Source organism: Kitasatospora sp. NPDC059327 (assembly GCF_042752535.1).
Classification (GTDB): Bacteria; Actinomycetota; Actinomycetes; order Streptomycetales; family Streptomycetaceae; genus Kitasatospora.
In genome coordinates, this window is the sequence record NZ_JBHYYB010000040.1 from 44,520 (window position 1) to 67,270 (window position 22,751).

The following is a 22,751-nucleotide window of genomic DNA, read 5'->3' on the forward strand; positions in this document are numbered from 1 at the left end:
CGAATGCGACGGCGTTCAGCCAGCTGAGCTGGCTATCTCCGGGAACCGGCGATTGGACCAGGGCAAGGCGGCGCGGCAACGCACCGACGGCGGGTCCCCTCGCCGCAGGGGAGGTGCTCACTGAACTCGACGGTGGGCCGGGCCAGCTGTCGGCGGACACCAAGCCGCTCAGCGTCACACGGCCCGCCCCGCCTCGAACAATGTCGGCTGGTCGCTCGATGGTGCCGAAGGCGGGACCAGGGTGCTGCCGATTTGGTGATCCTTGAGCGTCTGCCCGCTCTCGTCGACCCAGACCACGCGACCGTTCAAGTTCACCCCCGCCATCACACTGGCCGCTTGGGACGGGCTGCCGAAGACGTGATCTCGCACCAGACGCAGGTGCTTCTTGTCCGGCGTCTCCACCAGGACCTGGTCATCGAGAAGCTGCTGCCGGCGCTGGCGGTAACCGGGCGACAGCTTCTCCGCCTTGCCGATCCTTCCCAGTGCCCCTTCGCGGACCAGGAATCCCTCGGAGCACTCGAAGCCCCAGCACGACGTGCCCTTGGGCCTCAGTTGGTACTGCACTCCCCCGGCGTCGGCGGGAGCCACCGTGGTGGCGGGCTCCTCCAAACACACCACGCCCAGGACGCCCATGAGCAGCAACACGTCCTCGAACAGCCGGTCGTGGGCGGACTGCTCCTCGACACGAGGCGCCGTCGGGTTCGGCGTCACGTCGTTGTCCACGATCGCGACGCCGGCTGCGCGCGCTTGACGGATCAGCCGCGCCTCCAGCTGAACCACATGAGCTTCGGTCAGACCGTTGTCCTTCGTCGTGAACGCGAAGCCCTGGGTCCAGAAGTCCTTCTTCCGCTGGTGCTCGTCGAGCCGCGTCGTCAGAACCTGTCCGCGCCCCATGTAGACCCGCTGCTTGCCAGGGTGGTCGGGGTCCGGCCCCTGCACCAGGTAGACGCCAGTTCGAGACAGTTCCTCGCGCATGCGGGCTTTCGGGTAGTCCGCCCGCCCGAAGGCCACGCAGATGCACGAGCGCTCTACGCTGTATGCCTTCCGGATGCCGTTCGGCCGACCGTCCGCCAGGGCGATATGGACAAGAGTCTCTTTGCTGGTCACGGCCGAAACGATCGCACACCACCCGCAGGCGGCTCGGTCGCCCCCTACTCGGCGGTGCCACATTGGGCATGACTGCCGCCAACCCCGCTCAAGAATGTCACTCAGCGCAATCATCGTGTGGTCGCGGTCAAGACGAAGAGGCTCACCGGCCGCCAAAGATGTGACTCCCTGCAACCGTCTTGCAGGCAGATTCGTGAAGGAACGGCGCCTTCCCGATCCTGCTCGGGACGCGCGGGCACTCTTCGGGCACTTTTTGGGGCGCTGCGCCATCAGAACCCAGTGAGGCCGCAGCTGCAAGCAGCGACAAGCCACAGGTCAGCGACTCACCAGAGGGCATCTCAGAGAAGAGCAATCGACGCAGTGTGGCCACCGAGCCACGCATCCGGCATGCGTTGGTTTCGCGCCCGACAGCCCCAGCATTCAAAGGTCACGGAACGGCAAGAACCCCAGGTCAGAGGCTATGACCTGGGGTTTCCTTGAGCCGCCTTCGGGATTCGAACCCGAGACCTACGCATTACGAGTGCGTTGCTCTGGCCAACTGAGCTAAGGCGGCACCGTTGCCGCACGTGGTGGCAACGCGCGCCAGTCTACACAGGTTCTCGGGTGATCCGTAACGGGCTTCCGGAGCGGGGGTCAGGCCGAGGAGACGGCCAGTTTGGCGGCGAAGCCGGCGAAGAGGACGGCGACGCCGCTGGTCAGACCGGCGGAGAGCCGCTTGCGGCGGCGGAAGGCGGTCGCGAGGGTGGTGCCCGCGAAGATCAGCATGGAGAGGTAGAGCAGGCTGAAGGTCTGCAGGATGCCGCCGAGCAGGGCGAAGGAGAGGGCCGGCTGTCCGTAGGAGGGGTCCACGAACTGGGTGAAGAAGGAGAGCAGGAAGAGGATCGCCTTCGGGTTCAGCAGGCTGATCACCAGGGCCCGGCGGAACGGGCGCTCGGTGGACTCCGGGGTTGCCTCGACGGTATCGGGGGAGGCCGCGGCGGCGCGGTGCTCGCGCCAGAGCCCGCGGGCGGCGCGGAGCATGCCGACGCCGATCCAGAGCAGGTAGGCGGCGCCGCCGAACTTCACCACGGCGAAGACCGCCGGGTTGGCCTTCAGCAGCGAGGCGGCGCCCAGCGAGGTGAGGCTGATCAGGGTGAAGTCGCCGACGAAGACGCCGGCGGCGGCGGTGTAGCCGGTCCGGACGCCCTTGCGGGCGGCGACGGACAGCACGTACAGGGAGTTGGGGCCGGGGAGGAGGATGATCACGAGGGCGCCGAGGATGTACGTCGCCAGGTCGTTGACTCCGAGCACGGTGGGCTCCGGTGGGGTGGTGACAGGGGGGCGGGGCGCTCATCGTAACGTCGCACCGGTCGGCAGTTGAAGCCGAAATTACCCCCGCCCCGCCAGCCCCCGCCCGCCCCCGCCACCGATCCCGCCCTACCCGCCGCAGCGCTTCCCCTGCTCCGGTGCCGCACCGCCCAGCAGGTAGCCGTTGACCGCCCCGTCGACGCAGGCGTCGTGCCGGCCGTACGCGGTGTGGCCGTCACCGTCGAAGGTCAGCAACCGGCCGGACTCCAGCTGCCCGGCCAGGGACTGCGCCCACGCGTACGGGGTGGCCGGGTCGCGGGTGGTGCCGACGACCACGATCGGCGCGGCGCCGGCGGCCCGGACGGTGTGCGCGGCGCCGGTGGCCGGGACCGGCCAGTAGGTGCAGGTCAGCGCCATCCAGGCCATGTCGCGCCCGAAGCGCGGCGAGGTCCGCTCGAAGTCCGGCACCGCGCGCCGGACGTCGGCCGGGCCGGCGAACGGTGCGGGCAGGTCCAGGCAGTTCACCGCCATGTTGGCGAACATGAGGTTGGGGTACGAGCCGTCCGAGCCGCGTTCGTAGTACGAGTCCGACAGCTTGAGCAGGCCGGTGCCGTCGCCGGCCTTGGCGTCGGCGAGCGCGGTGCGCAGCCGGGGCCAGAGGAAGTCGGCGTACATGGCCTGGATGACGCCGGTGGTCGCCTGGGACTCGGTGAGCCGGCGGGCGCCGTCGGCGGTGGTCAGCGGCTTGGCGTCGATGGCCGCGAACAGGGCGGTGAGCTGGTCGCCGATCTGCGGCGCGGTGCGGCCGAGCGGGCAGTCCTCGCGCTTGGCGCAGTCCTCGGCGAACGCCGTCCAGGCGGTTTCGAAGCCGCCGGCCTGGGTGCGGTTGCCGCTGAGCGCGTCGAGCGACGGGTCCATCGCGCCGTCCAGCACGATCCGGCCGGTCCGGCCGGGGAAGAGCCCGGCGTAGGTGGCGCCGAGGAAGGTGCCGTAGGACTTGCCCACGTAGTTGAGCCGCTCGTCACCCAGCAGCGCCCGCAGGATGTCCATGTCGCGGGCCGCCTCGACGGTGCTGAGGTGGGCCAGCCGGTCACCGGCCCGCTGCCGGCAGCCTTCGGCGAACTCCCGGTCGGCGGCCACCAGGGCGTCCACCTCGGCCTGGTCGTCGGGGGTGATGTCGGCGGCGGTGTACGCGTCCATCCGCTCGCCGCTCAGGCAGGTCACCGGGCTGCTGCGGCCGACCCCGCGCGGGTCCAGCCCGACCAGGTCGTACCGGTCGCGCACCGCGCTGTCGTACGTCTTGGCGACGGCCTCCACGTACTCGATCGCCGAGCCGCCCGGTCCGCCCGGGTTGAGCAGCAGCGAACCGAGCCGGGCGCCCCCCGCCCCCGCCGAACCGCCCGCCCCGCCCGAACCGCCCGAACCCGCCGGGACGGCGGCCGCGCGAACCGCCGCGAGCGTGAGGTCGCCACCGCCCGGGTGGTCGTAGTCCAGCGGCGCCGTGAAGGTGGTGCACTCGAAGCCCTCGTCGCACGGCTGCCAGGCGAGCCGCTGCCCGTAGTAGGGCGCCAGCGCGGCGGGGACGGTGGCCGGGAGCGGCTCCAGCGGCGTGACCCCGGGCCGGGAGGCAGCCGCCGACGCGGGCCCTCCCGATGCGAAGGCCCCGGACGAGGCCCCGAACGAGGCCCCGGACCCGCCGGCGTCCGAGGAAGCCGCCCCGGGGGTGGACGAGGAGGAACTGCACCCGCCGACCAGCAACCCGGCGACGGCCAGCACGGCGGCCGCCGCCCGCCCGCGCACACCCCGCGCCGCCCTCATCCGGTCCCCTTCGGGTGCGGGGGCGCCACCGCCGATGCCCCGGGTACCGCGAAGCGTAGCCCCCGCCGACACCCTGATCAGGACGCCTTGGCCAGCGTCTCGGCCAGGTACTGGGCCGCCTGCCGGACCAACCGCAGCCGCTCCCGGTCAGCCGTGTAGTCCTGCACGTTCTCGGAGATCCGGACGTCGGCGCGGGCCGCCGCGCCGGTGCCGCCGCGCAGCGCGGCCTGCAGCTTCCGGGCCGCGTCAAGCCCTGCGGCGTCGGCCTTGGCGGCGGCCAGCAGCAGCTTCGGGGCGGCGTCGGCGGGGGCCTCGGCCCCCGTCCGGGTCAGTGCGACGGTGTCGTACCGGCCGGAGACCGCCGCGGCCGCGCCGTACAGGTCGGGACGGGCCAGACCGGCGGCCGCCGCGCACGGTGCGCCGCCCTCGACGCCGAGCGCGCCCCAGGAGGCCGGGCCGGGCGGCAGGGTGCGGAAGGTGGCCGCGATGGTGGTGCGCAGCGCGGCGTCGTCGGCGACGGCCAGCGGGGCGGCGGCGACCAGGTCGCACGGGTGCGCCGTGCCGTTCGGCGCCTCGGGGGCGACCAGGATGAACGGGCGGGCCTTGCCGGTCTGGACGGCGGAGCCGAGGCCCTCGAAGATGTCCGGGACTTCGGTGTCGGCGGTCTTGCGCGGGGTGGCCGCGTGCATCACGACCACCGGGAAGCGGGCGTTCGGCTCCTTCGCGTACTGGGCCGGCAGCCAGACCCGGACGTTGCGCGGGTGCCCGTCCGGGCCGGTGACGGCGGACTGCAGCAGCTCGCCGCCGCCCGGGTGACCGACGCTGTCGAACCGGCTGGGCGCGGCGACCGGAGCCGGCTCCGGAGCGGGCGCGACGGCCGGAGCGGCCGGGGCGGGCGCCTCGACGGCGGGCGGCGCGGCCTGCCGCACCCCGCCCTCGCTCGCGGTGTCGGCGGCGAGTTCCGCCGGGCCGGACCGCGACGCCGACCCGCCGAAGCCGCCGAACGTGCCCAGGGCGGTCAGCAGGGTCAGCGCCGTCACACAGACGCCGCAGACCATCGCGCCGGCCGCCCGCAGCAGCATCGGCCGCTGGTCGCCGGTCAGTTCGTAGGTCTCGGCGGCGCGCAGGTCGCGCCAGCGCAGCAGAGCGCCGCGGGCGAGCCAGATGCCGCCTGCGGCGGCGGCCAGCAGGGGAACGACCAGGAGCGAATGGACCATGGGACGCACCGCCTCGGGAGGAGGGCCGGACGACCGGTGGGGGCCGGTACCGGACGGGACGCGACGGCCCCGGCGTCGGGGCGCAGTCGGCCCCAGCGTGCAAGACGACCCGGCGGTCACACGCTGGTGTGCCCGGCGCGTACCGCCCGTTCACTCGAAGGTGTGACACCCGCGTAGCGCGGGAAGCCCTACCGGCGACGGACCCCGCTCAGCCGGCCCGCAGCGCGACGGTCATCGCCTCGACGGCGAGCAGCGGGTCGACGTTGCGGTCCAGCGCCTGCCGGCAGGCGAGCACCGCCTCGATCCGCCGCAGCGTCCCCTCCGGCGGACCGGCCTGGGCGACCCGGTTCAGCGCCTGCCGCTGGTCCTCGTTGGCGAGCGCGCCACCGGAGCCCAGCTGGAGGGCGAGGACGTCCCGGTAGAAGCCGAGCAGGTCGAGCAGGGCGACGCCGAGCGTCTCCCGGCGGGTCCGCGTGGCGCGGCTCTTCTGCCGCTTCTCCAGCTCCTTGACCGCCCCGGCCATTCCGCGCGGGGCCTTGCTGCCCTCGGCCGCGCCGTACGCGGCCTTGAGGTCGTCGGTCTCCTTGGCGTCCTGGGTCTCGGCGAGCGCCTCGGCATCGGCCTTCGCCGTGTCGACCAGTCGCTGGGCGGCGGCCAGGCAGCCGCCGATGTCGGCGACCTCCAGCGGGATCCGCAGCACCTCCGTCCGCCTGGTCCGGGCCTGGTCGTCGACGGCCAGTCGGCGGGAGCGCTCGATGTCCCCCTGTCCGGCGAGCGCGGCCAGCCGGGCCGTCCCGGGGTCGACCCCGTCGCGGTTCACCAGCATGTCCGCGACGGCCTCGGCGGCGGGCTGGCGCAGCACCAGCAGGCGGCAGCGCGAGCGGATGGTGGGCAGCACGTCCTGCACGGAGGGGGCGCAGAGCAGCCAGACGGTGCGCGGGGAGGGCTCTTCCACGCCCTTCAGCAGGGCGTTGGCGGCGGCCTCGGTGAGCCGGTGGGCGGCGTCGACCAGGATCACCGACCAGCGGCCGCCGGTCGGGTAGCTGGACGCCCGCAGCACGAGGTCGCGCATGTCGCCGACGCCGATCGACAGACCGTCGGTGCGCACGTACTTCACGTCCGCGTGGCTGCCCGCCAGCACGGTGTGGCAGCCGTCGCAGAAGCCGCAGCCGGGCGTGCCGCCGAGCGCGAGGTCGGGGCTGGTGCACTGGAGGGCCGCGGCGAAGGAGCGGGCGGCGGTGATCTGACCGGCCCCGGGCGGGCCGGTGAAGAGCCAGGCGTGCGTCATCAGCGAGGCGTTGCCGCCCGGTACCGTCGCGGCCCCGCGGCCGGCGGCGGCCGTCGCCCCGGCCGCCCGGGCCGCGGCGGTCAGCTGCTCGACCACCCGCTCCTGGCCCACCAGGTCGTCCCAGACGGCCACTGCTGCTCCCAAGCTCGGTACGGACGGCGCCGGCGCCCGTCACCCGCGCGGCGTACGGCGCGCCGGGCACGGTCACCCGCCGTCGAGCATACGTGGCCGGTACGACGGCGGGCGGTGCCGCCGGAGCACTGCCCCGGCCGCACCGCCCGTCGTCCGCCATCCGTCGGTCCGTGTCGCCGCGCCGACCGTGCGCCTCGTGGACCGCCGACCTGCGGGCCAGGCCCGCAGGTCATCAGGCCGTCCGGTCATCAGGTCGTCCGGTCGGCTCCGGTCACGCCCGGTCAGCTCCGGCGCCCCCAGCGCCGGCCCTTGTCCTTGCCACCGCCCTGCTCGCCACCCTGACCGTCGGCGCCAGCCGGCGGAGCCGCCGCGCCGCGCGGGTCCTGCGGCGCGCGGTCGGCGGAGCCGTCCTGCCGCCAGCGGGCCCACTCGTCGCGCGAGCCCAGCAGGGTGTCGGTGAGGCTCGGCAGGTCGTCCATCGGGGTCTCCTCGGCCCAGGCCGGCCGGGGGCGCGGGTCGGCGGCCGGCTCCTCCTCGACCACCGGGAGCTCCCGGGTGCCGTCGACCTGCGCCTCCCGACCGGACTGACCGGACTGACCGGTCGGTCCGGACTGACCCGACTGACCGCACTGGCCACCAGGGCCGGTCGAGCCGGACTGACCGCTCCGGTCCTCGCGCCACAAGCCCGGCGGCACCTGGTCGGCCGGGCGGCCCGGCTCGACCCGGGGCAGTACCGCCGTCTGGTCCGCCGAAGGCACCTTGGGCAGCACCGCCGTCTCGTCCGCCGGCACCTTGGGCAGCACCGCCGTCCGGTCCGCCGGCGCGGCGGGGACGACCGGCAGCTTCGCCGTCGCATCGACCTCCGGAGCCCGGTTCGCCGAAGCACCACCGGCACCACCGGCACCGGCCGCCTCGGCCGCCCGGACGGCCGCCCGGCGGTCCCGCTCGGAGATCTCCTGGGTCGCGTCGTCGGCGTCCCGGACGATCCTCAGCTCCGTGGTCACATCGTCGACGGCGGGAGCGGCCCGGTCCGCCCGGTCCGCCGCGCTCTCGGCGGCGGCAGCGGCCGCGGCGAGCGCGGCGGCCTGCGCCAGCCTGGCCTCCTCGGCCCGCTGCAGTGCCTCCTCCGCCCGTCGGCGCTGCTCCTCGCGCTGCAGCTCCCGCTGCCGCTGGAGCTCCACCTGGGCGGCCGCCTCCTCGGCGATCCGCCGACGCTCGGCGGCCTCGGCGGCCAGCCGGGCCTCCTCCGCCGCACGCTGCCTGGCCTCCTCCTCGGCCCGTCGGCGGGCTTCCTCCTCCGCCTTGCGCCGGGCCTCCTCGGCCGCCTTGCGCGCCGCCTCGGCGGCGGTCCGGTCGGCCGCCTCCTTGGCCAGCCGCTCCTTCTCCGCCTGCTCGGCCCGGAGCTCCTCCAGCAGTTCGAGCCGCTTGCGCTCGGCGGCCTCCTCCTCGGCCCTCCGTCGCGCCTCCTCGGCGGCGCGGCGCTCGGCCTCCTCCCGGGCGAGCCGCTCCTGCTCGGCCCGGGCGGCCTTCTCCTGCTCGGAGAGCGGCAGCTCACGGTCGAGCCGGTGGCGGATCGCGGTGGTGACGAAGCCGGGCTGCTGGCTGCCGTCCACGACCAGGTACCGGGCCGGGTCGGCCGCCGCCAGAGCGAGGAACCCGGAGCGGACCCGCTGGTGGAACTCGGTCGGCTCGGACTCCAGCCGGTCCAGCGCCTCGGTGAACCGCTCCCGCGCCCTGGTCGGGTCGACGTCCAGGACGACGGTCAGGTCGGGTACCAGCCCACCGGTCGCCCAGCGCGAGATCCGCGCGACCTCGGTGGCGGCCAGGTCGCGCCCGGCACCCTGGTAGGCGATCGAGGAGTCCATGTAGCGGTCGGTGATGACCACCGCGCCCCGGGCCAGCGCCGGGCGGATGACGTTCTCCACGTGCTCGGCACGGTCGGCGGCGTAGATCAGCGCCTCGGCGCGGTGCGACAGACCGGTGTTGCCGACGTCCAGGACGAGACCGCGCAGCCGCTGCCCGACGGGGCTGCCGCCGGGTTCGCGGGTGAGCACCACCTCGTGGCCCTTGCCCCGGATCCACTCGGCGAGCGCCTGGGCCTGGGTGGACTTGCCGGCGCCGTCGCCGCCCTCCAGGGCGATGAAGAAGCCGGTGCCGGTGGTGCGGTGCGGGGCCGGCCCGGTCACGCCGCGCACGGCGTCCACGAGGTCCCGGCCGAACGGGGCGGTGCCCCGCCGGTCGTCGGTCTTGACCAGCACGACGGCGGCGAGCACCAGGGTCAGCAGTCCGACGGTGGCCACCGCGAGGGCCGCGCCGCCGTGGATGAAGGTGAACGAGCCGGGCTCGACCGTGCCGTACTCGACCTCGCCGTAGGCCGCGGCGATCAGCGGGACGACGACCAGCGCGCCGCCCACCACGGCCCGCAGCACCGCGTACAGGTGCTCGGTGACCGTCGGCAGCCGGGCCTCCTCCACCTCCTGGGCAAGCAGGGTGCGCCCGGCCGAGACGACGATCCCGGCGGCCAGGCCGGCCAGCACGGTCAGCATCAGCACCAGCACGAAGTCCAGCACCAGGCCGGCCAGGATCAGCGCGACGCCCGCGGTCAGCAGCGCCAGCGCGAGCAGCCGGCGACGGGAGAGCGTGGGCAGGGTGGCCCGGGTGAGCCGGGCGCCGAGCGCGGGCGCGCCGACGGCGGCGAGGACCAGCAGGCCGTAGCCGATCGGCCCGGCGCGGTGCTCGGCGGCGGTCAGCAGCGCGAGCGAGGCGACGCCCGCCATCGAGGCGCAGGCGGCGGCGACCGCGAAGGTGAAGTAGGGGGCGCCACCGGTGCGGCCCTTGCTCAGCGCGGGGCCGGGCGTGGCGTCGGTCGGGGCGCGCAGGCCGCGCAGCGGGGAGTGCGGAACGGCCGTCGTCGGGCCGCCGGGCAGCTCCTGCAGGTACACCCGGACGGCCGAGACCGCGAACAGGGCGGCCGCGCCGAGCGCCGCGAAGGTGGTCTGGTGGATCCGCAGCCAGTCCGAGCCGAGCGCCGCGAAGACGTTGTTGACCAGGGTGAGCGCGACCAGCACGGCGGCCGCGAGCGGCACGGTGGCCCAGCCGGTACGGCGGTCCAGCGTCCGGACGCTCTCCAGGTTGGCCGCGGACGGGCGCCGCTCCCCGGGGGGTGCGAAGGGATTCGCCGGCGGCAGCAGGCCGGGCACGGCGGCCGCCTTGGCGATCGACCAGACCCGCTCGGCGGCACCGGTCACGAAGACGGTGGCGAGCAGTACGTAGGGCGCGGCGCCGGAGGAGCCGGAGGGCCCGGAGCCCAGCCAGACGATCCACCAGGGCGCGAGGCCGATCAGCACGGCGCGCAGCACGTCCGCGCCGAACAGCGTCCAGCGCCGGTCGAGCCTGCCGTTGAGCAGCCCGTGCACCGGGCCGAGCAGGGCGGCGCCGACCAGCACGGTGGCGGCCAGCCGGGCCGCGAAGACCGCGGCGACGGCGAAGGCCAGGCTGCGCGGCAGGTCACCGAACTGCCCGCCGAGGGCGACCGCGATCACGGTCAGCGCGAGCAGCACCAGCAACCCCAGCCGGTCGGCGGTGCCGCCGATCAGCTGGGTGGTCCAGAGGCGGCGGTACGGGCGCAGCCGCAGCAGTGCCCGGGCCCGCTCACCGGGGGTCCCGGCGGGCGTGACCTCGGGCAGATCGGGCGTGCCGGCTCTGGCGGCACCGCCGGTGCCGGGGGTGGGCTGCTCCTCGCTCGTCATACGGTCAGCGTAGCGGTCGGCACCGCCCGGAAAAGAGGGGTGCGGGCTTCCGGATGCCGGTCATTGCAGGGTTGTGACGCACCGCGCACCTGCCCGGCACCGTCCACCGGGGGCCTCCTGCGACGGGCCGCGCACCGGTCGGCCACAGACCTCGGGCCCGCGCCTCCGGAGAGGACGCGGGCCCGGTGCCACTGGTGGAGGGTCAGCCCTCGTCGGTGGTGGTGGTCTTGCTCGCGGCGGCCTTCTTGGTCGTCGTCTTCTTCGCGGCGGCCTTGGTGGTCGTCGTCTTGGCCGCCGTCTTGGCCGCCGCCGTCTTGGTGGCAGCGGTCTTGGTGGCGGTCTTCTTCACCGCCGCCTTCTTCGCCGGGGCCTTCTTCGCGGTCTTCTTCACCGGACCGCGGGCCCTCTTCTCCGCGAGCAGCTCGTAGCCGCGCTCGGGAGTGATGGTCTCGACCTCGTCGTCCTTGCGCAGCGTGGCGTTGGTCTCGCCGTCGGTGACGTAGGGGCCGAAGCGGCCGTCCTTGACCACCACCGGACGCTCGCTGACCGGGTCGTTGCCCAGCTCCTTAAGCGGCGGCGCGGCGGCGGCCCGGCCGCGCTGCTTGGGCTGGGCGTAGATGGCCAGGGCCTCCTCCAGGGTGACCGTGAACATCTGCTCCTCGCTGGTGAGCGAGCGCGAATCGGTACCGCGCTTGAGGTACGGCCCGTAGCGGCCGTTCTGCGCGGTGATCTCCACGCCCTCCGGGTCCGTCCCGACCACGCGCGGCAGCGACAGCAGCTTCAGCGCGTCGTCGAGCGTGACGGTGTCCAGCGCCATCGACTTCAGCAGCGAAGCGGTACGCGGCTTGACCGCGTTCTTGCCGGTCTTGGGCGTGCCCTCGGGCAGGATCTCGGTCACGTACGGGCCGTACCGGCCGTCCTTGGCGACCAGCTGGTTGCCGCTGACCGGGTCCTGACCGAGCTCGAAGTCACCGCTGGGCTTGGCCAGAAGCTCCTCGGCCAGCTCGACGGTCAGCTCGTCCGGCGGCAGCTCGTCCGGGATGTCGGCGCGCTGACCGGGCTCGCCCTCCACGGTGGAGGCGCGCTCGACGTAGGGGCCGTAACGGCCGACCCGCAGGGTGAGGTCGTCGCTGATCCGGAACGAGCTGATCTCCCGGGCGTCGATCGCGCCCAGGTCGGTGACCAGTTCCTTCAGACCGCCCAGGTGGTCGCCGTCGCCGTTGCCGGCCTCGGCGGCACCGCCGGTGGCGTGGCCCTCGCCCTCACCGAAGTAGAAGCGCTTCAGCCACGGCACGGACTGCGCCTCGCCCGCCGCGATGCGGTCGAGGTCGTCCTCCATCCGCGCGGTGAAGTCGTAGTCGACCAGCCGGCCGAAGTGCTTCTCCAGCAGGTTGACCACGGCGAAGGAGAGGAACGACGGCACCAGCGCCGTCCCCTTCTTGAAGACGTAGCGGCGGTTGATGATGGTGTCGATGATCGAGGCGTAGGTGGACGGGCGGCCGATCTCCCGGTCCTCCAGCTCCTTGACCAGCGAGGCCTCGGTGTAGCGGGCCGGCGGCTTGGTGGCGTGGCCCTCCGGGGTGAGCTGCTCGGCGGCCAGCGGGTCGCCCTCGGCCACCTGCGGCAGCCGGCGCTCGCGGTCGTCCAGCTCGGCGTTCGGGTCGTCGGCACCCTCGACGTAGGCCTTGAGGAAGCCGTGGAAGGTGATGATCTTGCCGGAGGCCGAGAACTCGGCGTCCCGGCCGTCCGAGGAACGGCCGCCGACCTTCACGGTGACCGACTGGCCGACCGCGTCCTTCATCTGGGAGGCGACGGTGCGCATCCAGATCAGCTCGTACAGCCGGAAGTCGTCGCCGCTCAGGCCGGTCTCGGCGGGGGTGCGGAAGCGGTCGCCGGACGGGCGGACGGCCTCGTGCGCCTCCTGGGCGTTCTTGACCTTGCTGGCGTAGGTCCGCGGCGCGTCCGGCAGGTAGTCGGCCCCGTAGAGCTGGGTGACCTGGGCCCGGGCGGCCGCGACGGCGGTCTCCGAGAGCGTGGTGGAGTCGGTACGCATATAGGTGATGAAGCCGTTCTCGTACAGCTTCTGGGCCACCTGCATGGTCCGCTTGGCGCCGAAGCCGAGCTTGCGGCTGGCCTCCTGCTGGAGCGTGGTGGTGCGGAACGGCGCGTACGGCGAGCGGCGGTAGGGCTTGGACTCGACGCTGCGGACGCTGAACGCGGTCTGCTCCAGGGCGGCGACCAGCGCGCGGGCCGCCTGCTCGTCCAGGTGGAGGGTGTTGACGCTGCCGGCCTTCAGCCGGCCGTCCGAACCGAAGTCACGACCGCTGGCGATCCGCTTGCCGTCGACGGCGGAGAGCCGGGCACCGAAGGTCTCCGGGTTGGCGGCGTCGGCCGGGGTGCGTCCGGTACCGAAGGTGCCGACCAGGTCCCAGTAGGACGCGCTGCGGAAGGCCATCCGCTCGCGCTCCCGCTCGACCACCAGCCGGGTCGCGACGGACTGCACACGGCCCGCCGACAGCTTCGGCATGACCTTCTTCCAGAGCACCGGCGAGACCTCGAAGCCGTAGAGGCGGTCGAGGATGCGACGGGTCTCCTGGGCGTCGACCAGGCGCTGGTTCAGCTCGCGCGGGTTGGCCACCGCCTCCTGGATCGCGGTCTTGGTGATCTCGTGGAACACCATCCGGTGCACCGGCACCTTGGGCTTCAGCACCTGCTGGAGGTGCCACGCGATGGCCTCGCCCTCGCGGTCCTCATCGGTGGCGAGGAAGAGCTCGTCGGACTCCGCGAGGAGCGACTTCAACTTGCTGACCTGGGACTTCTTGTCCGCGTTCACCACGTAGATGGGCGCGAAGTCGTGGTCGACGTCGACGCCGAGGCGGCGCACCTCGCCGGTGTACTTGTCCGGGACCTCGGCCGCTGTGCTGGGCAGGTCCCGAATGTGCCCGACGCTCGCCTCGACGATGTAGCCGGGGCCAAGGTAGCCCTTGATCGTCTTCGCCTTGGCCGGCGACTCGACAATGACGAGTCGCTGTCCGTGCGCGGTCTCGCTGCTCGGGGACACCTTCGCTCTTCTCTCCCGGTCGTTATGTGAGCTGGTCGGCGCCGGCAGCACGGGCTGCGCTCCGCCCGACCCCTCCACCGTCCCGGGGTTGCCGCTGCACGACGACCCCACCAGCGGAGTGTGACCGTACCCCGGCCACCCTTGTCAAACGGAAGGATCCTGCTTTTTCACCGGCAAGGCCGACCGACGCCACTCGAACGGTAACCCGATGATGGAGGATCGCGCCCCGTGGAGGGGGGCTTCGGCGGGTTTCGAAGGATGGAATGACGGATTTCAAAATCTGTCAACGGAAAATCGACACGCTGAGGCGATGGGCCGAGAAGGGGCGGGGGCGGGCGGAACGGGACGGGCGGGTCGGAGCAGGCCGGACAGGCGAGCAGCGTGGACCGCGCCGCCCGGGGCCCGTCCCCCATGTTCCGGTCTGTCCGTTGAATGACTCTTTGCGCCTCTATATCCCGGAAGTTCGTACTTCCGCCCCCGCGCCGCCGACCGGTTCCGGCCAGTCCGCGCCGGACCCCTGCTCAGCCGGTGAGGCCGGCGGCTATGAGGACGGCCCCGGCGGCCACGCAACCGGTACCGAGCGAACTCCAGAGCAGATCGGCCACCGCGGCCCGGCCGGTCTCCGCCGCCGCCAGGACCGCGCGGCTCGGCCGCCGCGGGTCGTAGGAGATCCGAACGGACACGCCGGGAGCGAAGCGGGCCGAGCGACGCAACGGCGTGTGACCACGAGGCCGGGTGAGTACCAGCTCGGTGCATCGCCCCGGGCCGGAACCGCCGGTCGCGGCCGGCGCGGAGAAGGAGAGCAGCGGCGCACTGTCCAGCTCACCGTGCGCGTCGGCCTCGGCGACCACCGTGGCCACCGTCGCCACGCCCCGGCGTCGCACGAGGTGGCGCAGGCGCACTTCGGCCGCGCACCAGAGCAGCAGTGCGCCGCCGAAGAGCGCGAGCACGGTGCCGCCCACCGTGGCCGTCGTCGTGTCCACCCCTTGCCCCCAGCTCTGTCCACAGCCTGTGGACAGAGCCTCACAGCCGGCGGCCAACGCGGGACAGCCGAGCGGCGGCCGGTGGGCGAACCGGGGGATACGGGGAGATGAACCGGCCGGACCGGGGCGGCCGGGACGCGTCGAGCCGGCCCGGGGCGCGTGGGACCGGAGGACGCCGGAACGCGGGCCCGGCGGGCGGCCGGTGCGGCGGCGGGCGGCGCGGGCCCGGTGGGCGGCGCGGCGATCAGCCGACCGGTCGGATGAACCCCTGCTCGGTGAGCAGGCGCAACGACTCCGGCACCCGGTCCCGCAGCACCACCCGGTCCTCGCCCAGCAGTTGCGCGATGGCGTCCACGATCTCGCCGGCCGACAGCGTCCCATCGCAGACCCCGGCGAACCCGGCACCGACCGTGTCCACCTTGGTGGCCCGCCGCATCCCCCGGTTGTGGCGCAGGATCACGTGTTCCGGGTCCTCCGCCCCGGGTGCGCCGACCTGCTCCTGGACCACCTCGTCGGCCAGCACGTACCGGGCCGCGAGCAGCCCCGCGTCGTCGTGCGTACGCAGGTAGTCCTGCCGGTCGAACCATTCCTCGATGTGCGGGCCGAGCGGCTGCTCGACCGGGTGCGGCCACTCCTCCACCCGGACCGTCGGCCGCTCGGCGCCGCCCGCCCGCAGCGTGATCCAGCCGAAGCCGATGCCCTCGACCCCGCCCGCCTCGAAGGCGTCCAGCCACTCGCCGTACCGGGCCTGGTAGTCGCCGCCGGGACCGCGGTGGTCGCCGCCGTCGCGCAGCCACAACTCGGCGTACTGGGCGACGTCCTGGACCTCCCGCTGAACGACCCAGGCGTCCAGGCCGGTGCCCGCCACCCAGCCGGCCAGCCGGTCGTGCCAGTCCTCGCCCCTGACGTGCTGCCAGTTGGCGAGCAACTGGCAGTAGCCGCCGGGCTCCAGGTGCGCGGCGGCGGAGCGGACCAGGCTGCGGCAGAGGTCGTCACCGGCCATCCCGCCGTCGCGGTAGGTGAACCGGCCGGTGGGCGAGATCACGAACGGCGGGTTGGACACGATCAGGTCGAACTTCCGCTCCCCGACCGGCTCGAAGAGACTGCCGGCGGCGGCATCGGTGTTGTCGAACCCGGAGAGCGCGAGGGTCAGCTCGGTGAACCGAAGGGCCCGCGGGTTGAGGTCGGTGGCGGTGACCCGCTGGGCGTGCCGGGCGGCGTGCAACGCCTGCACGCCGGAGCCCGAGCCGAGGTCCAGCGCGGCCCGGACCGGCCGGCGCACCGTGATGTTGGCCAGCGTGGTGGAGGCGCCCCCCACCCCGAGCACCAGGTCCTTGCGGGACACGCCGTGCGCGGTCTCACCGGAGCCGATCCCGCCCGCGCCGCCGACCGCGCAACCCAGGTCGGACACCACCCAGGCGTCCGAACTCGGCAGACCGGAAACCTCGTTGGCGTACGGGCGAACGTCCACGGTGGCCCGCACCAGATCGCCGTCCAGACGCAGCCAGCCGTCGGCCAGGCAGTCCTCGACCGGCAGCGCGGCGGCGGCCGCCCGGTACGGCACGGGCTGCTGCAGCAGGAACAGCCGCACCAGCGTCTCCAGCGGGCTGCCGCCACGGGTGGCACGCAGCGCCGGTACGGCCTCGCTCCGTGCCAGTGCGGCGTAGCCGGTGGGCCCGAGCAGGTCGAGGCAGCCGTCGGCGGTGTACGAGGCCGCTAGCAGCGCCTCGCGGAACGTGGCGAGGCGGGTCGGGTCGAGAACGGGGCTACTGATCACCCCGCCATTGTCCCCCGGGCCGTCGGCCCCGCTCCCCCGCCGGGCGGGGGAGCGGTCGGGTCAGCTCGCCGAGGGCGCGGGGGCGCTCGCGGCGGGGGCGGACGGGGCCTGGGTCGCGGCCGGGCCGCCCGTGGCGCCCGGTGCGGGGGTGTCGGTGCCACCGGCCGCAGGCGTCCCGCTCGCCCCGGAGGCCGGGGCCCCCGAGGTCGGCGCCGCGGCGGCCGAGCCCGGCTTGCAGCCCTCCTGCTTGGCCATCGCGGCACCGAGGTCGCCACGCTGCAGCTTGGCCTGCGCCTGGGTGGAGAGCGAGGCCAGCTGCTGCAGTTGGTCGGAGATGCTGCGCAGCCCGTCCGCGAACTTCGACCGGTCGTCGTTGCCCAGCGCGTCCAGCTTCTTCTGGACGTCCAGGTAGCCCTCGGCCGCCTTGTTGAGCTCGGCCACGGTGTCCTTCTGGAGGGTCCCGCCGTCGTCGACCTTGGGCGCGCCGGCGGCATCGATGGCCGCGGCGATGTCCTGGTTGGTCTTGGCCAGCCGCCCGATGTCGGCGGAGAGCCTCTTCTGCAGGTCCACCGGAACCTCACCGGTCTTCACCTGACCGGTGTCCGCCAGGGCGGTCTGCGCCTGGGCGATCGGGTCCTTGGCCGCGCCGCAGACGTTCGCCGCCCAGGACTCCAGCTGCTTGCTGTTGTCGTCGCCGCAGCCGACGGCGCCGAACGCCAGCAGCGCGCCGAGCGCGGGTACGGCCAGCAGTCGCTTGTTCACCGGGAGAAGCCCTTTCGGTTTCGGTCGTCGAACTGCGAACCTACACGGCTCCCACCCGGCCCCCGGTTCCCGCCCGCCCCGGTTCGGGCCCGCTCGTCCGGCCCCGGGCGGACCGGACTCAGGCCCGCTCGACCCTGATCGAGTCGCCCGGCCGGACGGTCCGGAGCACCGCGGGGTCTCCGTCCAGGGCGCCGAGGATGTTGCAGGGACTGGCCAGCCGACACTCCCCGTCCCGGGAGATCGGCGTCGGCCCGTAGGGCAGCGCGAGACTGTCCCCGTCCGTCCAGAACGCCACCGTGCCGGGCTCGACGACCTGCCGGGCGTCGTCCTCCGTGGGCACGCTCAGCGGCGTACCGAAGTACACCTCCTCGCCCCAGGTACTGGCCGACGAGCTGATCGGCAGCGCGCCCCAGAGCGCCTCGGCGGTGGGTGTGGACTCAAGCGTGGCGAGCACCTGACCGGCGGGCCACAGGATGCGAATCCGCATGGGTTCCCTCTTCTCCTACGACAGGCCCGATCACTGATCGGGCCCGGTCGTGCCGAGAGCAGGGAACCGCTGAATTCAACAGATTGTCAATGCCTTCCCGCCGGCTGGACACCCGTCAGCGGCCGCGACAGCCACAGGTCAGCAGTCGGGCAGTCGGGCAGTCGGGCAGTCGGGCAGTCGGGCAAGGATCCCCGGGGCCTCCGGGATCTTCGGCCGGGATGTCGGGGCGGCAGAGATGAAGGGTTGCCGCCGCGCGTCCGGGCGTCCGGCCCTCAGAGCGCCATCGCGTCGACGGAGACCGGCCAGCTCATCCGGATCAGGCCGCCGCTCGCGCCGCTGGTGACCTCAAGCTCCTCGACCAGCCCGGTGATCACGGCGAGACCGAGGGTGTCCTCGTCCGGATCGGCCTCGGCGGCACCCGGGCTCGGCACGGTGGCGGGACCGGCCTCGTCCTCGACCTCGATGAGGAAACGCTTCTCCTGGTCCGTGAGAGCGACCCGGACCGCGCCGGTGATGCCACCGCGCTGATGCAGACCGACCGCGCGGGAGCACGCCTCACCGACCGCGAGCCGGACCTCGTCGAGCACCGACTCGTCGACCCCGGCTCGTCTTGCGACAGCCGCGGCGACCAGCCGGGCCGTACGGACGTGCTCGGGAAGCGCGCTGAATCGAAGTTCGACGGTTGCCATCTCTCCCCCTCGGGGTGTCCGACCGGGGCCGGGCATGCGGGCCCCTGCGGGCCGGTTTCGACCGGCCCTGGGGCGGCCGGGACGCCGGGGCCACGAGGGCCCCGGCACACCGGACGCGTGTCATGGGCGAGCCGGCACGGGGCCGGCCCGGCCGTATCAGTCGGTCGAGTTGACCGCGTCGTCCACCGAGGTGTGGATCGGGAAGACCTTGGTCAGGCCGGTGATGCGGAAGATCTTCAGAATTCGCTCCTGGTTGCAGACCAGGCGCAGCGAGCCCTCATGGGCCCGCACTCGCTTCAGACCGCCCACCAGCACGCCCAGGCCGGTCGAGTCGAGGAAGTCCACGCCCTCCATGTCGACGACGAGGTGATAGTTACCGTCGTTGACGAGCTCGACCAGCTGCTCGCGCAGCTTCGGGGCGGTGTACACATCGATCTCGCCGCCAACCTCGACGACCGTGCGATCGCCGACTGTACGGGTCGACAGGGACAGGTCCACGGAACCTCCAGCACCTTGCCTTGCTACGTCATTGCGATCTTCGGCCGGACGGCCGCCACCGCATGGTCGCGAGCCCCGGGCGCGCCCAGCCACGCGTGGCGAGCCTCAGCGCTGCGACCCCCGGCCGTACGGCCGTCACGGCCACATTCAACCACCTGCGACCATGCCCGCACGATGGCTTACGACGATTCTCCGTCACGCCGGTGACACACTGGGTCCTCATGCCGCCCCGTCACAGCCTGCCCGAGGCACTGCTCACGACCCTGTCCACCACCCGGGGGCGGTCGGACCGGCTCACCCATACGGAGCACCTTCCCGCCCGACCAGCCCGTTATTCACCCTGGCCCGACTCGATCCGATCCGAGATCGTCACCTCCGCGCAGGCACTGGGCGTGGAACGTCCCTGGGCCCATCAGGCAGAAGCGATGAATCTGGCCAAAAGCGGCCATACTGTGGTGATCGCCACAGGGACCGCCTCGGGCAAGTCGCTCGGCTATCTGGCACCCGTGCTCAGTGACCTGCTGGACGGCACCGAGGCCCGCAACGGCCGGGGCGCCACCGCGCTGTACCTGGCCCCGACCAAGGCGCTCGCCGCCGACCAGCGGCGACGGGCCGCCGAACTCGCCCCGCCCAGGGTCCGCCCCGCCCTCTACGACGGCGACACCCCGCCCGAGGAACGCGAGTGGGTCCGCCAGTACGCCTCGTACGTGCTCACCAACCCCGACATGCTGCATCGCGGCATCCTGCCCGCCCATGCGCGCTGGTCCTCCTTCCTCAAGACGCTGCGCTACGTGGTGGTCGACGAGTGCCACAGCTACCGGGGCGTGTTCGGCTCGCACGTCGCCCAGGTACTGCGGCGGCTTCGCCGGATCTGTGCCCGGTACGGCTCCTCACCGACCTTTCTGCTCGCCTCGGCCACCACCGCCGATCCGGCCGCCACCGCCCGGCTGCTCACCGGACTACCCGCCGAGGCCGTCACCGAGGACGCCTCCCCGCGTGGGCCGATGGTCTTCGGGCTCTGGGAACCGCCGCTCACCGAGAACGTCGGCGAGCACGGGGCTCCCGTCCGCCGAACGGCCACCGCCGAGGCCGCCCACCTGCTGACCGATCTCGTCGAACGGCAGATCCGCACCGTCGTGTTCGTCCGCTCCCGGCGCGCCGCCGAAGTGGTCGCGCTCCAGGCCCAGGACCAGCTCGGCCGCCCGCTCGCCGACCGGGTCGCCGCCTACCGCGGTGGCTACCTCGCCGACGAACGCCGGGCACTCGAACGTGATCTGCACTCGGGCCGCCTGCTCGGCCTCGCCTCCACCTCCGCTCTCGAACTCGGCGTCGACATCTCCGGTCTGGACGCCGTCCTGATGGCCGGATACCCCGGCACCCGTGCCTCGCTCTGGCAGCAGGCCGGGCGGGCCGGACGGGAGGCCCAGGGCGCGTTGGCCGTCCTGATCGCCCGCGACGACCCGCTGGACACCTATCTGGTGCACCACCCGGAGGCGCTCTTCGCCACGCCCGTCGAAGCCACCGTGCTCGACCCCGACAATCCGCACGTGCTGGCCCCGCACCTGTGCGCGGCGGCCGCCGAGCTCCCGCTCACGGACGCCGACCTGGAGCTGTTCGGCCCCTCCGCCGGCCCGCTGCTGCCCGTCCTGGAGCGGCGCGGGCTGCTCCGCCGCCGCGGTGGCGGCTGGTACTGGACCCGCCGCGAACGGGCCGCCGACGCCGTCGACCTGCGCGGCAGCGGCGGCAACCCGGTGCAGATCGTCGAAGCCCCGACCGGCCGGCTGCTCGGCACGGTGGACGCCTCCGCCGCCCACACCACCGTCCACACCGGGGCCGTCCACATCCACCAGGGGCGTAGCTACCTCGTCCGGGACTTCGACCTGGACAGCTCCGTCGCCCTGGTCGAACCGGCCGACCCGCCCTACACGACGGCCGCCCGCGACATCACCTCCGTCTCGGTGCTCTCGACCGACACCTCGCTCGCCTGGGGCGAGGGACGGCTCAGCTTCGGTTCGGTGGAGGTGGTCAACCAGGTGGTCGGCTACCTCCGCAAGCGGATCTCCACCGGGGAGATCATGGGCGAGACCAAACTCGACCTGCCGCCCCGCACTCTGCGGACCCGAGCGGTCTGGTGGTCCGTCACCGAGGACCAACTGCTCGACGCGGACATCCCGCCCGACCAGCTCCCCGGGGCCGCCCACGCCGCCGAGCACGCCTCCATCGGCCTGCTGCCGCTCTTCGCCACCTGCGACCGCTGGGACATCGGCGGTGTCTCGGTACCGATGCACCCCGACACCGGACTGCCCACCGTGTTCGTCTACGACGGCCACGCGGGCGGGGCCGGCTTCGCCGAACGCGGCTTCCGGCGTGCCGTCCAGTGGCTGACGGCCACCCGCGAGGCGATCGCCTCCTGCGAGTGCGAGCGCGGCTGCCCGTCCTGCGTGCAGTCGCCCAAGTGCGGCAACGGCAACGAGCCGCTGGACAAGGCGGCCGCCGTCCGGCTGTTGGACGTCCTGCTCTCCGGAGCGCCGCCCGTCGACGGGGACCGGGACGAGAACCGCTCCCGGAACGGGGAGCCGTCTCAGGGTGGGGACCACTCCCGGGACGGGGACCGGTCGCGGGAAGGGACCGACGAGCCCTCCACAGGACCCTCATGAGGCTCCCGCCGTTCCGCTGACGGAGTCGTCCGTCGCGACTGCCGCAGCGCGGACCGGGCCCGCTCGGGAGCGGGCCCGCGCCGGCCCGACCGGCAGACCCACCGGGACTCCGCCGATCGGCACCTCCGCGATCACCTCGACGGCGTCCGCCTCCCGGTCCACCACGCAGGACACCAGGGTGGCCGCCTGCGCCCGCGCGATCCCGGCCGCCCGACCGCACCCACCGTCCGGATCCAGCAACAGCCGGTCGGCCGCGGCGAGGGCCGCCAGATCGGCGGCGGACTCGGCGCGGTGGCGGGCGCCCACCACCGCGCCGACCGAGAGGGTCGCGGAGAACGCCGCACAGCCGAGCACCGCGCAAGCGATCAGCCAGACCGTCGCGGAGCCGGCATCGGACCGACGCCCCACCGCCGCCCGGGCCACCCCGGCCCGCACCACCCGGACCGTCACGGCCGTGACAGGACTCAGGACGGCCATGGACCCGCACCTCCTCCGGTGCCCGTCAGGGTGTCCTCCCGCGCCGCCACGGCGGCCGCGCCGAGCCGTACGGAGAGCAGACCGGCGAGCCGGCCCGGGGCCGTCGACAGCGCGTCCACCGTCACCCGGACCGAGTCGGCCTCGACGGCCACCCGGACGGCCGCTCCGGGCGGGGCGGCCGCACGGGCGATCGCGACGGCGTCCGCCTCCCCACGCGCGGCCGCCCGAGCGCCCACCCGGGCCGCATCGACGCAGCGGATCTGCGCGGCCGCCGCCAGCACGCCCCAGATCATCATCACGGCGAGCAGGACCAACGCCGGCAACGCCACCGCCGTCTCGGCCGTCACGAAACCCGCGTCACCCCGGCCGGACCGGCCCGACCCGACCGAGCCGCCCGGTCCGGCCGCCGCGACCGACCCGGCGGACCCGACCACCTGCCCCGAAGGACCGTCACGTCGCATGGAGCGCACGGTCCAGGAGCCCGGTCAGCGCTTCGAGGATGGCCGGGCTGGTGACCACCTTGTAGAGCGTGGCGGCCAGCGCGCACGCCCCGAGCGTGCCCACCGCGTACTCGGCGGTGGTCATTCCGGCGTCCGACCTGCCCCTGGAGCGGGCCACCCGCCGGATCCGGACGGCCGCCCAGCGGCCCCGGCGGCGACACACCCCGAGCAGGTTCCGGTACGGGCGCCCGCTGTCGGCGGACCTGTGCGTGATCACTGCGGTCATGACTGTTCTCCTTGGGTTTCCCTGCCGCCCGGGGCC

17 protein-coding genes and 1 tRNA gene are annotated in these 22,751 nt (G+C 73.8%); 1 reads left to right on the forward strand and 17 read right to left on the reverse strand.

The window, feature by feature from the left end; all coding sequences use genetic code 11:
* Window positions 1-174: 174 nt before the first annotated feature.
* From ACFXHB_RS23830 to bldG, 14 genes are all read right to left on the reverse strand, one after another.
* Window positions 175-1,107: a GIY-YIG nuclease family protein gene (locus tag ACFXHB_RS23830; protein WP_380576619.1), complete on the reverse strand. Its 933-nt coding sequence runs from the start codon at window positions 1,105-1,107 to the stop codon at window positions 175-177.
* Between the two features lie 479 nt (window positions 1,108-1,586).
* Window positions 1,587-1,660, reverse strand: a tRNA-Thr gene (locus tag ACFXHB_RS23835).
* Window positions 1,661-1,740: 80 nt separating this feature from the next.
* The gene (leuE, locus tag ACFXHB_RS23840; protein ID WP_380576620.1) at window positions 1,741-2,397 is read right to left on the reverse strand and encodes a leucine efflux protein LeuE; all 657 of its coding nucleotides are present in this window, start codon (window positions 2,395-2,397) and stop codon (window positions 1,741-1,743) included.
* A 126-nt stretch (window positions 2,398-2,523) separates the two neighbouring features.
* A complete protein-coding gene (locus tag ACFXHB_RS23845; protein WP_380576621.1) occupies window positions 2,524-4,212 on the reverse strand; it encodes an alpha/beta hydrolase in 1,689 nt (562 codons plus the stop codon).
* 77 nt (window positions 4,213-4,289) lie between these two features.
* Window positions 4,290-5,429 carry a hypothetical protein gene (locus ACFXHB_RS23850; RefSeq protein ID WP_380576622.1) on the reverse strand — a complete coding sequence of 380 codons (1,140 nt, stop codon included), beginning with the start codon at window positions 5,427-5,429 and terminating at the stop codon, window positions 4,290-4,292.
* A 208-nt stretch (window positions 5,430-5,637) separates the two neighbouring features.
* Window positions 5,638-6,849, reverse strand: a complete 1,212-nt coding sequence (locus ACFXHB_RS23855; RefSeq protein WP_380576646.1) for a DNA polymerase III subunit delta' — start codon at window positions 6,847-6,849, stop codon at window positions 5,638-5,640.
* Window positions 6,850-7,130: 281 nt separating this feature from the next.
* Window positions 7,131-10,598, reverse strand: coding sequence for a dTMP kinase (gene tmk / locus ACFXHB_RS23860; RefSeq protein ID WP_380576623.1), 3,468 nt, complete (start codon window positions 10,596-10,598; stop codon window positions 7,131-7,133).
* A gap of 202 nt (window positions 10,599-10,800) precedes the next feature.
* Complete coding sequence (gene topA, locus ACFXHB_RS23865) at window positions 10,801-13,659, reverse strand: type I DNA topoisomerase (protein ID WP_380576624.1); 2,859 nt, start codon at window positions 13,657-13,659, stop codon at window positions 10,801-10,803.
* Between the two features lie 521 nt (window positions 13,660-14,180).
* A complete protein-coding gene (locus ACFXHB_RS23870; RefSeq protein ID WP_380576625.1) occupies window positions 14,181-14,642 on the reverse strand; it encodes a DUF3592 domain-containing protein in 462 nt (153 codons plus the stop codon).
* A gap of 244 nt (window positions 14,643-14,886) precedes the next feature.
* Entirely contained in the window at window positions 14,887-16,419 is a 1,533-nt protein-coding gene (locus ACFXHB_RS23875) for a methyltransferase (RefSeq protein WP_380576626.1), read from the reverse strand.
* Window positions 16,420-16,479: 60 nt separating this feature from the next.
* The gene (locus ACFXHB_RS23880) at window positions 16,480-17,181 is read right to left on the reverse strand and encodes a hypothetical protein (protein WP_380576627.1); all 702 of its coding nucleotides are present in this window, start codon (window positions 17,179-17,181) and stop codon (window positions 16,480-16,482) included.
* A gap of 118 nt (window positions 17,182-17,299) precedes the next feature.
* On the reverse strand, window positions 17,300-17,668 hold the full coding sequence (locus ACFXHB_RS23885) for a cyclophilin-like fold protein (protein ID WP_380576628.1): 369 nt from the start codon (window positions 17,666-17,668) through the stop codon (window positions 17,300-17,302).
* A 272-nt stretch (window positions 17,669-17,940) separates the two neighbouring features.
* Entirely contained in the window at window positions 17,941-18,357 is a 417-nt protein-coding gene (locus tag ACFXHB_RS23890) for an ATP-binding protein (RefSeq protein WP_380576629.1), read from the reverse strand.
* A gap of 156 nt (window positions 18,358-18,513) precedes the next feature.
* Window positions 18,514-18,855: an anti-sigma factor antagonist BldG gene (gene bldG / locus ACFXHB_RS23895; protein WP_148644090.1), complete on the reverse strand. Its 342-nt coding sequence runs from the start codon at window positions 18,853-18,855 to the stop codon at window positions 18,514-18,516.
* A 221-nt stretch (window positions 18,856-19,076) separates the two neighbouring features.
* Between bldG and ACFXHB_RS23900 the strand changes: the two genes are divergently transcribed.
* Entirely contained in the window at window positions 19,077-21,512 is a 2,436-nt protein-coding gene (locus tag ACFXHB_RS23900; RefSeq protein WP_380576630.1) for a DEAD/DEAH box helicase, read from the forward strand.
* Here the strand turns inward: ACFXHB_RS23900 and ACFXHB_RS23905 are convergent.
* The 3 genes from ACFXHB_RS23905 to ACFXHB_RS23915 form a co-directional block, all read right to left on the reverse strand.
* Window positions 21,507-21,989, reverse strand: a complete 483-nt coding sequence (locus ACFXHB_RS23905; RefSeq protein ID WP_380576631.1) for an Rv3654c family TadE-like protein — start codon at window positions 21,987-21,989, stop codon at window positions 21,507-21,509. The two genes, ACFXHB_RS23900 and ACFXHB_RS23905, sit on opposite strands and share 6 nt — an antisense overlap.
* The gene (locus ACFXHB_RS23910; protein ID WP_380576632.1) at window positions 21,977-22,336 is read right to left on the reverse strand and encodes a TadE family type IV pilus minor pilin; all 360 of its coding nucleotides are present in this window, start codon (window positions 22,334-22,336) and stop codon (window positions 21,977-21,979) included. Before ACFXHB_RS23910 ends, ACFXHB_RS23905 begins: the two co-directional genes overlap by 13 nt.
* Window positions 22,337-22,439: 103 nt before the next feature.
* Window positions 22,440-22,715: a DUF4244 domain-containing protein gene (locus ACFXHB_RS23915; RefSeq protein WP_380576633.1), complete on the reverse strand. Its 276-nt coding sequence runs from the start codon at window positions 22,713-22,715 to the stop codon at window positions 22,440-22,442.
* Window positions 22,716-22,751 lie beyond the last annotated feature (36 nt).

Bases quoted from the DNA above. Each gene is read 5' to 3' on its own strand.
- ACFXHB_RS23845 (WP_380576621.1), bottom strand. From the start codon at position 4,212: ATGAGGGCGGCGCGGGGTGTGCGCGGGCGGGCGGCGGCCGCCGTGCTG.
- ACFXHB_RS23850 (WP_380576622.1), bottom strand. From the start codon at position 5,429: ATGGTCCATTCGCTCCTGGTCGTTCCCCTGCTGGCCGCCGCCGCAGGC.
- tmk (WP_380576623.1), bottom strand. From the start codon at position 10,598: ATGACGAGCGAGGAGCAGCCCACCCCCGGCACCGGCGGTGCCGCCAGA.
- ACFXHB_RS23885 (WP_380576628.1), bottom strand. From the start codon at position 17,668: ATGCGGATTCGCATCCTGTGGCCCGCCGGTCAGGTGCTCGCCACGCTT.
- ACFXHB_RS23890 (WP_380576629.1), bottom strand. From the start codon at position 18,357: ATGGCAACCGTCGAACTTCGATTCAGCGCGCTTCCCGAGCACGTCCGT.
- ACFXHB_RS23900 (WP_380576630.1), top strand. From the start codon at position 19,077: ATGCCGCCCCGTCACAGCCTGCCCGAGGCACTGCTCACGACCCTGTCC.
- ACFXHB_RS23905 (WP_380576631.1), bottom strand. From the start codon at position 21,989: ATGGCCGTCCTGAGTCCTGTCACGGCCGTGACGGTCCGGGTGGTGCGG.
- ACFXHB_RS23915 (WP_380576633.1), bottom strand. From the start codon at position 22,715: ATGACCGCAGTGATCACGCACAGGTCCGCCGACAGCGGGCGCCCGTAC.